The sequence below is a fragment of the Myroides guanonis genome (genome assembly GCF_900114085.1).
GTDB classification, from domain to species: Bacteria; Bacteroidota; Bacteroidia; order Flavobacteriales; family Flavobacteriaceae; genus Flavobacterium; species Flavobacterium guanonis.
In genome coordinates this window covers 58,096-71,615 of the sequence record NZ_FORU01000016.1, presented here as the reverse complement: position 1 = coordinate 71,615, position 13,520 = coordinate 58,096, and the positions used below count along the sequence as shown (strand labels likewise).

Sequence of the window (13,520 nt, the reverse complement as noted above, 5' to 3'; positions counted from 1 at the left end):
CTAAACTTCGTTCCAGACAGATACCTATAAGATCATCTGGCTGTACACCCTGTTCACGTAAATAATGCCCCAACTGATTGGAACGGTGATCTAATTCTTCATAAGTTAATTTTTCATTTTCATAAATAACTGCGATAGCATTTGGTGTTCGTTTAACTTGTTCTTCGAATAAATCTACTACGGTCTTATCTAATGGATAAGCTACTGTAGTATCATTAAAAACATTCAATAATTGATGTGATTCTTCTTGGGTAAGCATCGATAAACTACTTATCGGCTGTGTGATATTGCTTACAATACTAACCAACAGTTCCTGATAATGCAGCAGCATTCGGTCTATTGTTGCTTTATCAAATAAAGCTGTACAATATGACATCTCAAGTGAAATAGCATTATTATCCTCAAATACATTTAACATCAAATCAAATTGAGAGGTAATGGTATCAAAATTATAATTCGAAATAGTAATATCTTCTAAATTTAATTCTCGAGATACATCAGGTGTATTCTGTAATACAAAAAGCACTTGAAACAAAGGGTTCATAGCCATGTCACGAGTAGTAACCACACGATCTACTACCTTTTCAAAAGGAGCTAATTGATGGTCATATCCTTCTAAGGTTGTCTGTTTTACAATTGCCAATAAATCTCTGAAACTTGGATCTCCGCTCAAGTCACTTCGAAGAGCAATAGTATTGACAAAAAAGCCAATCATATCTTCTAACTCCAATTGAGTACGATTTGAAATAGGGGTTCCTACGCAAATATCAGACTGTCCGCTATATCGGGACAACAAAACCTTGAAGGCTGATAATAAAAACATAAACAGCGTAACACCTTCTGATCTACATAAGGAATACAAGGATGCGGTTAACGTTTTATCTAACACAAAAGAAATACAAGCGCCATTTGTACTATGTACTGAAGGACGAGCATAATCAGTTGGCAATGATAAAATGCTAACATCTTGCAGCTTCTCTTCCCAATACGATAATTGTTCTTCTAAAACAGTACCTACTACATATTTTCGTTGCCAAATGGCATAGTCTGCATATTGTAAACTCAATTTTGGTAAAATTGCTGTTCGATCTAAATGAAGCGTATTATACAACTTCATAAATTCGTTTACTAAAACACCTCCAGACCAACCATCACTGGCAATATGATGGAAAACACAAGCCAATACATATTTTCCGTTACCCAAATCATATAAGCAACTTCTTAGTTTGTAATCTTTTGATAAATCAAATGGTTTATTCGCATAGCTAGTTATATTATTTTCTAATAATAAATCATCTGATACAATTGCTTGATCTAATGACCAGTTTTCTGCACTGATAACTTCCTGATAACCGATTCCGTCTTCTGAAAGAAGTACAGTTCGCAATACCTCATGACGAGAAATAATTTGCTGTAATGTTTGTTCTAATATCGATACCTCTAATGCTCCCTCTAAACCAAAAACAATAGGAATGTGATATTCAGTACTGCCTTGTAACTTATCCAAAAACCATAATCGTTCCTGGCTGAAGGATAAAGGAATACGGGCCGGACGATTCTGTACAACAATAGTAGGCAATAAGACCCCTTCGGATTGAGCGGACACATAAGTTCCCAATTTAGAAACCGTAGTATGTATAAAGACTTCTCGAATAGAAACCTCTATTATCATCTCCTTACGGATCATAGAAACTAATCGTGTTGCCAATAAACTATGACCTCCCAGTTCAAAGAAATCATCATGAATGCCCACTTTTTCAACACCCAATAACTCCTGCCATATGTTAACTAGTTGTAATTCTATATCTGTGGTTGGCCCAGCATATTCTTTACTTGATAACTCTGAGCTATCCGGATCTGGTAATCCTTTTTTATCTAATTTTCCATTACTGGTTAATGGCATTACATCTAATGTAATCCAAACCATAGGAATCATATACTCAGGTAAGCTTAGTTTTAATTGATTTTGAAGACACTCTTTATCTAATGCGCCTTCTAATACCACATAACCTACTAAACGTTTTGTACCATTTATATCTTCTCTTGCTAATACGCAACATTGAGTAATTCCAGGTAGTAATGATAATGCGTTCTCAATCTCTCCTAATTCTATACGATATCCACGAATCTTAACCTGATCATCTCTTCTGCCTATAAATTCTAAATTTCCATCGGGTAGCCAACGTGCCAAATCGCCAGTCTTGTACATTCGCTCGCCATCTTTAAACGGATTCATTACAAATTTTTCTTGAGTTAATTCTTCTTGGTTTAGATAACCTCTGGCTACGCCAGATCCGCCAATACACAATTCCCCAATTACTCCTATAGGTACTAATGATTCAGAACTGTTGAGTATATAAAAACTATTGTTCCATAAAGGTTTACCAATCGGGACATTAACTAAGCCATCAAGATTCTTAATATTATCAGTTTCAAAGTAAGAACTATCTATGGTTGTTTCTGTCGTTCCATAACTGTTAATAATTCGCAAAACGTGACCAAATCTGGTATACACCCTTTTAAAATCATTAATAAGACATACGTCAGAACCTAAAATTACCAGCTTCATCCAAGTGTAATCTAAACTTTGTTCGTAGATATAATCCATCAATGGAATTATTAAACCTGGCGTACCTTCCAATATAGTAACTCCTTTTTCAAAAATAAGAGCATAAAGCCTGGCCGGATCTAACCTGACATCTGAAGGACAAAGTATCATTCTGCCTCCAAATAATAAACTTCTACATAAATCCCCGGAAAACACATCAAAAGAAAAACTTGCCATTTGCAATAAGCAAGTATCACTATCCAGATGGTAAGTTGACTCCCAACACAAAGCTATATTTAATAAGCTTTTATGGGTAATCACAACTCCTTTGGGTCTGCCTGTAGAACCTGATGTATATATTACATAAACAGACTGATCGACATTGATTGTACTATCAACCTTACTCGATGGCTGTTCACCTATTGAGTTCCACTTATCATCTGTCGTAATAATTTGTATTTTCTTATTTTCGGCAACTAAAAACGTATGTGCATGATCTGTTATGAAAAAAGTGGCGTTACTGTCTTTGATTATATAATCAATACGATCTTGTGGGTATTCTGAATCTATAGGAACATAAGTTCCACCAGCCTTCAAAACACCAAACACCGCAATAATCATATCTAAAGAACGATCAACACAAATACCTACCAAATCTTCTGAATTTAGTCCTATATGTATTAAATAATGTGCTAGCTGATTTGACTTTTCATCTAATTCCCTGTAAGTTAATGTTTCTTTTCCAAAAATTACAGCTACACTATGTGGCATTTTCAATACCTGTTCTTCAAATAAATCAACTATCGTTTTATCTTTTGAATATAATACTTCGGTATCATTAAAATACTCAAGTTGTTGATATTTTTCATCTTTAGATAGCATTTGTATATCCTCTATACTACCTCCATCGTCTTCAATTATTTGATTTAAAATAAATTGATAGCAATCTAATATATCTTTTGCCAATTCACTACTTAGGAGAGATTCTCTGTAGTCCAGAGAAAGAATTAAATCTCCAGATTCCTCAATGGCATTAAAAATTAAATCAAAATCACTATAAACTGGTTTATTGTGCACTACATGTAAGTCTACAATTTCCATATTATTATTAGAGACACTAACATTAAAATTGAAAACAATATTTACCCAGTTATCATATTTTATATCAGTCTCTCTTTGGAGTAATTCCATAAAATTAGCATAAGGATATTCCTGATGCTCATAGGTTTCATATATTCTATTTTTTAGATCCTTTACATATTCTGTTAAAGAATCCTTGGAATTATGGGATATTAAAAAAGGCATAAAGTGAGAAAAATCTCCAATTGCTTCCTCTAAATCTGGCATTGTTCTACCACCTGTCGGAATACCAATAATAAGCTCATTTTCCTCAGTTATTTTGCATAACAAGAGTTCGAATACCGACAAAAATGTCATGAAAAGTGTTAGATTTTGCTGGCTGCTCCATTTTTTGTACCTAATAATATCTTCTACAGGAATACGTAAAGAAACGGTATTACTTGCATTCCCATAGTTAGATACACTGTTAGCAAACGGAAGTGTTATGTTAAAAGATTTTTTAGAAAATTTACTTATAAAATACTCTTCATGAATTTTCCAAGCATCACTGTTCATTTTATTTTCTAACCATTTTGTATACTCACTAAAACCAATGGACTGCAATAGATCAAGTTTCCTTCCCTGAAATAACCGATTGTAGTTATTTGCAATTCCTTTGATAAATAAAGCACAGGACCATCCATCTGCGATTATGTGGTGTATCGTCACAATTAAAGTACTTTCTTCTGAAGAAAATTTCACTAACTGTAACCGTAGAAGAGGCCCGTTCGTAAATGAGAATGCAGTACACATATTTACATCAACTAAGGCTCTATATTTCTTTTCTTGTTGATCTAATCCATCTTTTGAAAAATCTATTTCTTCTATTGGTAAAGTAATAGATGAATCGAAAATTAAATGCTCTCCGTCTTCTGATACCCGAGTTCTTAAAATACTATGTGTATCTATGAAATTATATATTGCCATTTTCAGCAATGACACATTTATTTTACCTTTCATTTGTAAGCTGAAAGATTGGTGATATGCTAAAGATCTTTCCGGGTCAATCTGATGAAGAAGATAAAATTTCTGTTGTGTTAAAGTCAAATTAACCTTAGAAATATTTAAAACTGGCTGTTCTTCCTGTTTTGTGGGTGATTTTTTTAAATAAAAATCTTTACTGTCGAATGATCCTGTCTGAATATTTTTTTCTTCAGTTGCTACTTTTTTTTTTACAATATCAAATATGTTTGTAGTTTCAGAAATCTCAGCGACCTCTACACTTGTTGTATCCTTAATAGTATTCCCGAAAGTTTTAAAGATATTTAAACACTCAGAAATTATGTGATTTTGTTGTTCAAGAATACGATTCTGTTCAACTAATAGATCTTTGATTATAGTAAAGTCTGTACTATCAGTTGTAGTACGTTTAATTACTTTTTTTACTGAAGCTTTAGGACATTTATCAGTTAATTCTTCTCTATTATTTGAACGTGATCCAATACTAATCTCTCCATTTGAACTTGCTGGAAAACTAGAAGAAATATTTGTATCAAACCTCTCATTAATCACTACATCATTATTTGATACGGATTCTATTTGTCCCTTTTCACGAATAATGTATTTTCTAATTGCATCTATACTCGTCAAATCTTCAAACATCTTGCGAATTGGAGGTGCCACACAGTATTCTTTACTTATTATCCCTATTAGTCTTATGATATTTATAGAACTCATACCTAACTCTGAAAACGAAGTATGAATATTAATTTTTAATATGTCTATGTTTAATTCTGCTGCTACAGATTCTCGTAAAAAAAATTCTAAATCATTAGATAACATTAACGATTTTGCTATTTCATCCTCTTGTAACATTTCATTATTAATACTTTGACCTCTTACCCATTGATCCATTACTCCATCAATCGTATCAGACTCATATAGTTTTTTTGTGGCTAATCGTTTAATTTTACCACTTGATGTTTTTTCAACTTTTCCAGGTTCAACCAATACAATTGCATATATAGATAATTCATGTTGCTCATAAACACTTTCAATTATACTTTTAACAATGAAATCAAAATCATACCCCCTCATTGAAGTTCTTTTAATTTCCTGAACAATAACTAATTGTTCATTTCCTTTTGCCTCTATACAAAACGCTGCTCCTGCATTGTTTTGTAAATCAATATGAGATTGTTGTACAACACGTTCTATATCTTGCGGAAAATGATTTACTCCATTAATGATCATGAGTTCCTTTAAACGACCTGTTATATAAAGTTCTTTATTGTTTAAAAAACCCATATCTCCTGTACGCAAATACTCCTGTTTGTCTTCCTCTAAATTTTCATCTGATTTTTGGATTCGTGCCTGAAAAACATCTTTAGTTAGGTCCTCTCTTTGCCAATAACCTTTAGCAACACTGGCTCCGCTAATCCAAATTTCACCTATTGCATTTTCCTGACATATCATCTTAGTATCAGGATTTACTATCTTAATTTCTAACTCTTCTAAAACTGGTCCATTACCTATAAATTTAATAACATTAGATATTTTATCTTCTTTCTCGAAAAGTTTTACTTCTCCTGAATGAAATTTTTCTTTATCTAATAATAAGGCTTTGGGTATTGAATTAAAATTAGAGCAGCTAACAATTAGAGTAGTTTCCGCCATCCCATAGCATGGGATTAAATAAATTTCATCAAATCCAATAAAGCTGAAACTGGTAGTAAAATTATTTACGGTTTCAGGCCTAATTGGTTCTGATCCATTGTAGGCTACTTGCCAACTGCTTAAATCCAAACCTATTAAATCTTCTTCTTTAATTTGATTTGCACATAAATCATATGAAAAATTAGGCCCCCCACTAAAAGTCCCTTTATAATCTGAAATAACTTTTAACCATCGACTAGGTTTTTGTATAAAAGCGGTTGGTGGCATGACAATCATTTCAAACCCTACGTATAAAGCCTGAAGAATATTTCCTATTAGTCCCATATCATGGTAAATAGGTAACCAACTAACCCCTATACTTTCAGAATTTTGATGAAAACAATTTTTCATCAATTTATTGTTATGTACAATATTAGAATGCGTGACCATAACTCCTTTTGGATCACCTGTTGACCCAGAAGTGTACTGGAGAAACGCAGTATCCGTTGGTAATATAATAGGAAAATCTTTATCCAAAGAATCAAACAACCTATTGGTTTGCAACCATTTTACATTTTTAAGGATTTCAGTATCAAACCAGCCATTACTCTTTGTATATATACTCTCTATAGTCAGAATAAGAGTAGCTTTACAATCCGCAACAATATTTTCTAATCTGCCTATTCTTCGTTTCCCTTGTGGTGGAAAAGCTGGAACTGCAATTACCCCTGCGAAAAAACAGCCTAAAAAAGCGTCAATAAAATCTAATCCTGACGGATATAAGAGTAAAACACGATCTCCAGGTTTTGCATGTTCTAATATATGTGATGCAATACGTTTTGCGTTATCATATAAATCCTGGAATGTCCTGCAATCACTTTCTTCTTCCCCATTTTCTAAAAATCTATAAATAACCTTATTGGGAGTTTGACTAATATGATTTCTTAAAATTTTAACTAAGGTTTCTTGCGAAGATATATCTTCAGGAATAGTCGATTTTATTAGTGACATTATTATATGATTTTATTATTTTCTATAGCGGGTTCTAAATATTCTTCCATACAAACTACTATGGCTTCTTTGATAATTTCAATTGCTGCATCAACAATATTCTGAGTTGTAATTAAGGGAGGAGTCAATCTCATTACATTTTTATAATGACCACCTACTTCAAATAATAGTCCTCGGCGAAAGCATTCTCCCCTAAGCTTTTTAAGATATTCAGGAAAAGGTTCCTTCGTAGTTTTATCTTTTACAAATTCGATTCCTATCATCATTCCCTTTCCTCTTACATCGCCTATAAACGGATTTTGGCTTTCTAATGTCCTAAATTTTTCAATCAAATAATCTCCTATTAACTGGGTGTATTTTTCTATATCATATTCTTCAATAAAATCGAAAGCTCCCCTTGCTGCAGCAATACTCACCTGGTTACATCTAAAAGTACCTATATGGTCTGCCGACTTCCAGGCTTCTATATTTTTTTTATATATCAATCCGGAAATTGGAAAACCTATACCCCCAAAACCCTTAGAAAATGTTATAATATCAGGTACTGCATTTGTATGCATAAATTCTAAAAATCTTCCTGTTCTGAAAAAACCACTTTGGACTTCGTCAAAAATCACAATAATACCATGTTTATGAGCTACTTCTACGATACGTTCTAAATACCCTTCTTTAGGTACAATATTACCGCCTTCTCCTTGTAGTGGTTCTAATATGATTGCCGCCGGAGTTACAATTCCAGAATGTTCTGTGTCTAATATCCATTCAAAGTGACTTACACACTCAAAATCGCAACTATTAGAATTTTTATTAAAAGGACAACGATAACAATAACTGTAAGGTACAAAACTTACATTTGGAATAAGAGATGTTAATTTATTGCGAAAAAAAGTATCAGAAGTTACTGCCAAAGCTCCAGAACTCATACCGTGATAGCCTCCTGTGAAAGCAATAACTCCATCACGTCCTGTTTTAATTTTTGCGAGTTTTATTGCAGCCTCTATAGCATCTGAGCCAGTAGGTCCTCCAAAACTCACCTTATATTCGTCTTGAATTTCTACTGGTAAATTTTTTAATATTAGCTGAATTAAAGTAAGTTTATTTTCTGTTGGAAAATCTAATGCATGAATCAATTCTGTTTGTTGCTCTTTAACATAATCTAACACATACTCATTACCATGTCCCACATTCAAAACTCCGCATCCTCCAAAAAAATCAATAAAATAGTTTCCATCTACATCTTCTATAATACTTCCTTTTGCTCTTTTTATTGCAATTGGCATATTTTTAGGATATGAAACGACACTTCCTTCAATTTCACTTTGCAATTTCAACAATACTTTCGACTTTTCACCTGGTAATGAAGATGAAACAATTTTTGCACATTCAGATAAATGATACTTTTCAAATAACTCCATAATATATTATTCTTGTTTATTTTATTAAAATAGATCTTTGAAAATAAAATTCTCAAATTAACCAGTGTTTATAAATGATCTATAAACTCTCAGACCAATTGTTCTTTCACTAACATTTCACCATAATTAAATTTTATTAATCGATCACAGTACTTATAGTAGGCATCATCGTGGGTGATTGCAATTACAGTTTTCCCTTTACTTTTTAAATCAGGAATTATGTTTTCATAAAAATATTTTCTAAATTCTGGATCTTGTTCTGCAGCCCACTCATCAAAAATAAAAATATCTTTATCTTCTAATACAGAATATATCAATGCAAGTCTTTTTTGTTGACCGCTTGACAAGTTTTGAAATATTCTATTTTTTTCTTCATCTTGTCGAATAACTTTGTCAAGTTTCATTTTTTTTAAAAGCTCTGCTAAGTGTTTATTGGACGGAAGAAGATTAAAACAATCATAATTCTCTGTAAAGAGATAGTTGTCAGAAAAAATACATGATATCATATCTCTATATTGAGCTCTATTATCATTTGTAACTATTAAGTCATTAACGACAATTTTACCTGATTTAGGAATATATAATCCCGATAATAAATTTATAAAAGTGCTTTTCCCGCTACCATTACTTCCAGAAATGAAAATAATTTCTCCTTTACTTATTTCTAGATTGATCGGTTTAAGTTCAAAAGAGACATCTCCTTTTTCATCAATATGTTGATAGCTTATTTTATCGATAGAAAGAGTGGTAAAAACTAGAAACTCCCTTTTTGAAGTAGATAATGAAATTGTATCTGAATCGTTCAAATTATTTGTAAGAGTATCATTAAATTCATTAATTCTTGCAAAAGCAATTTTATAACCTATAACATTTTTCATAAGGTTTATTAAAATAGCAATTGGTCCCATTAAAAATAATAATGTAATCATAAAACCGGAAATAACCGTTTCGTCAATGTTAAAAACAAAAGGTAACACAAAAAGTACTGTACCAATCAAAAAATAAAAAAAATAATCTCCTAATAGTTCATTACCAAAAGCCGATAATCCCGCTTTGATATTGAGATTTATAGCTTTATCACGATTCTCGGTAATGTGCTCTAAAAATATAGAATCACTTCTCTTAGTACTCATTTTAACCTTATTAAAACCATGTAAAAAGTCGTTACAAAATCTCATAAATACATCATCAAGATTCCTCTTCGCATCCATATCCTTTTCAATAATTCCATTTCGATAGATATAAATAAACGCCAATACAATAATAAGAGCACATATCGTTAAGGCTCCTTTGGGATAAAGCCAAAACATATATCCCATTCCTGCAACTACCATTATTAGAGAATTAAAAAAAGTTATAAAAACTCCAGGAAGTGATTCTAAAGTGTGTACATCTTCCAATACAGTTCTTACTCTTGCTTCACCCATCTTTAAATAAGATTCATAATTCGATAACCGAAGCTTATCTATAATTTGCAAGGTCATTTCTTTACCAAAGATTAATGTTGCTTTTATCATGTACCCATTAAAATAGTATGTCAACAAAAAAGAGAAGAAAACAAAAATTAAGTAAATTAACCAATCGTAATCATTAAAAAAAGGTAAAGGAGTACCTGATATTTTATGACTAACCAACATCAACAAACTACCACTCCATAAGCCATTAATTACTGCCAAAAAAACAAGCAGTGGTAATGCTATTTTTAGTTTTAATCTTAATAAATTAAGCAATGTTGCTTTTCCCAATGTTCTAATTAATTTAATTGTTATTATTGGTTTTAAATTCCCATAGATATAATATGGAATACTCATAAAATATCCTGATAAGATTTACCTCTTTTTTATTAGATAAAACCATTTCATTTTTCACTCTTTCTGAATACATTAAAACAAATAAATTTGAAATATTTGGATGTACTCAGAAAAAAAAATTCAAACTATTTTAAATACATAATCTCTTTTTCACCAAACAAGCGCTCTGCGACTATGTTATTCTCTCTACAATTCTTTATCAACAAGTCGGACTGTACGATAGGATGAGATTCGTCTGTATACTTAATACTGCTAATAAACTCAAGCCAAGGTTCTTGTCCCATTGCATAGACATATACCTCGTTTGGATTAAATGCTTCTATCAACTCTTTCCCTCTTTCAAAATTAGAACCCGCCAATCTTCGGGAAGAATCCTTATCTCTTGCCAGCGGTTCTGTTAATAATGGACCATAAAGCCATGAAAGTGGAGCTCCATCACATTCCATACCTAAAAAGATTACGTCAACATCTCCAACTAATTCTTGTACTCTTTCATATATTTTTGATTCCACATTACAGGAATCAGCAACGAAAAGCATTTTAAAATTACCGACACGCACATGATGACATATTTTAGCTTGAATATTTAAATCTGAATGTTCTCCAATGAATGGAATCCCTGTAATGGAACAATCACTAAAGTTAATGGTATCCATTTCATCAATTTCCACAACATTATTAAATCCTATAGCTTTAAACATCAGTTTCAAACTTGGATCTTGTAAATTACCATTAGCAGATCTAGGTACTACTATATTTCTTATTTTATGTCTCAATGGAATAAGAGTTTCAAATAAAATATGGTCTTGATGGTTATGAGTAATTAAAACATAATCAATAGTTTCGGGTAAATCCATATCTGAAAACCGTTCGACTTCCTGATCGTAACCATAATAGCTTATAATAGGATCTAAGAGAATACTAATATCTTTAGTTTCTACTAAAATACATGCATGTCCAAAATAACGCATTCTTACTTTATCACCTGTATATTTTTCATAAGCTTTAGGAACCTCTGTTGTAAAAAAAGATTCGAAGACAGACTCCATTTTAGAAGTAATATTCAATGTTTTTTTTATTTCTTCTAATGAACCTGCAGTTTTTCTCATTCTACTAAGTTCATCCAGTCCATGATGACTAAAAGGTATGTTTAAATGTATTTTATTCTTATCATCTAATCGAGGTGTACTAAGAACAAATGGTCTTTCGTCATTATCTGTCAACCACAGCAAAATACTTTGTGATTTTTCTTTATAAAATTTACTATTGTACAATAACGCCTCAAAAAATCTAAATGAGGGTTGGTTATTTAGATCATAAATCAATTCTACATAACCTTTCAATACTTCGGGAACTTCTTTATATAATGGCTCAAGAGAGTACCCTTTTGCTTTTGTCTTCAAAAGCAAATCTAATTCTCGAACCGCTTCACTAAAAGAAAGAAGATCCTTTTGACTTTTTAAAGTATCGTTCCTTAGTTGCTCTATTTCATCTACCCTTTTTCCATCATAATCAATGAAAGGTCCTCCCAGCATTTTTGGATTTTTTACTGCCGCTGCATGTGCTGCAGGTGCCTGAATATAGGACCCCATTATCTTTAAATGTCTTCCTGTTATATTCATAGCTGCAGTTGCAGGAGATATTAAATGACTCCATGCATACCAATTATCAAATAATGGTTCTATTACTAAATTTGGTTTTAAATAAACTTGATCTGAATTCATAAATATTATTTTATAATAATTGTCACCAAAAGATATCATACTAGGATAAACGATAATTTTAGGACATTCTTAACTAAAGATTAAAACCCATGTTCATTCTTGAAAATGACTTGAATAATACACTCAAAATTCAACAAGAGTTAGATAAAAAGTATTATTCTTTTACTTAAAATATTTCAACACATAATTACTCACGATTAAAAAGAGTAAATTAGATTATTTCTAATATTAATCCTTACGAAAAGCATCAATTATAAAAGATTTCTAATAACTCTAATTTGATTTAAATTTTGTTAAACCAAGATTTCTTTTCTGCTCTCGTTATAAATATTAATCTATCAATAATGTCTATTTATAATATTATAACTATTATCTCTTTCCAAAGTTGTCATAGGATAAGACTTGGAATGATATTCTGATAATACTTCATTTTATATTTCAAAAATCAATATTAGACAAATACGTTTTAAGTTATATTTTGCTAATATAAATTATAATTTCGAATTTTAAATAAATAATTCAGATCATTTAGAAATAATAATTAAATAAAATTCTAAACAATATTAATTGAACCAACAGCAACTTGAGATATTCTTTTTGCTATTGCTTCGGCGTGTCTAAAAATAAAAAAATGATCACCTTCTAGAAGCTCAAATGTACAACTCTCGCTAGTTTCATTTTGCCAACCCTTCATTCCGGCTAGAGAAGTTTTTTCATCACCAATACCTATTTCATCTTTGCCCATTAAGACATGTATAGGAAAGGTGAAGGGTATGTCCATTGGCAAATAATTATAATCCTCAATAGCTTTAAAATCAGATTTCATAATTGGGTAATAAAGATCCAAAAGCTCTTTACATTCCAGAATTTCTTTTGGCAAACCACCAATTTTACTTACTTCTTCCCAAAAAGCATTAGTAGGCAATATAGATTTTTTATTAGTAAATCGGTTAAATCCTGGCGCTCCACGACCAGTAAAAAATAGCGACATTGGTTGCTGTAATTTTCTTTCAATTATTTTCTTTGTCAATTCATATCCTATCAATGTGCCCATACTATGACCATAAATGATATAATTTGTGTCTCCAATATTTGACATTATTTGGGCTAATAGATCTTCTACAATTTGATCAACCTTATCCAGCAAACTTTCTTTAAAACGACTTCCCCTTCCTGGAAGCTCCAAAGTAATCCATTCTACATTTTTTGACACATGCTTTTCAATACTATTAAAGCTATATTTATTACCTCCTGCAAATGGAAGAGCTATTACTTTACTTTTCATTTCATCAAAATC

5 protein-coding genes are annotated in these 13,520 nt (G+C 31.4%); all 5 read right to left on the bottom strand.

Features of this window, described 5'->3' with window-relative positions; genetic code table 11:
- On the bottom strand, positions 1-7,273 hold a 7,273-nt coding region (locus tag BM024_RS12250; protein WP_143077774.1), incomplete at its 3' end, for a non-ribosomal peptide synthetase.
- A gap of 2 nt (positions 7,274-7,275) precedes the next feature.
- A complete protein-coding gene (locus BM024_RS12245) occupies positions 7,276-8,688 on the bottom strand; it encodes an aspartate aminotransferase family protein (RefSeq protein ID WP_090680866.1) in 1,413 nt (470 codons plus the stop codon).
- Positions 8,689-8,777: 89 nt separating this feature from the next.
- Positions 8,778-10,499, bottom strand: a complete 1,722-nt coding sequence (locus tag BM024_RS12240; protein WP_090680864.1) for a cyclic peptide export ABC transporter — start codon at positions 10,497-10,499, stop codon at positions 8,778-8,780.
- 125 nt (positions 10,500-10,624) lie between these two features.
- Positions 10,625-12,223 carry an MBL fold metallo-hydrolase gene (locus BM024_RS12235; protein WP_090680862.1) on the bottom strand — a complete coding sequence of 533 codons (1,599 nt, stop codon included), beginning with the start codon at positions 12,221-12,223 and terminating at the stop codon, positions 10,625-10,627.
- A gap of 553 nt (positions 12,224-12,776) precedes the next feature.
- A complete protein-coding gene (locus tag BM024_RS12230) occupies positions 12,777-13,508 on the bottom strand; it encodes a thioesterase II family protein (protein ID WP_090680860.1) in 732 nt (243 codons plus the stop codon).
- Positions 13,509-13,520: the final 12 nt, after the last annotated feature.

What these genes read in the sequence shown, in the direction of transcription:
- BM024_RS12240 (WP_090680864.1), bottom strand. Translation starts at nt 10,499, where the DNA reads ATGAGTATTCCATATTATATCTATGGGAATTTAAAACCAATAATAACA.
- BM024_RS12230 (WP_090680860.1), bottom strand. Translation starts at nt 13,508, where the DNA reads ATGAAAAGTAAAGTAATAGCTCTTCCATTTGCAGGAGGTAATAAATAT.
- BM024_RS12245 (WP_090680866.1), bottom strand. Translation starts at nt 8,688, where the DNA reads ATGGAGTTATTTGAAAAGTATCATTTATCTGAATGTGCAAAAATTGTT.
- BM024_RS12235 (WP_090680862.1), bottom strand. Translation starts at nt 12,223, where the DNA reads ATGAATTCAGATCAAGTTTATTTAAAACCAAATTTAGTAATAGAACCA.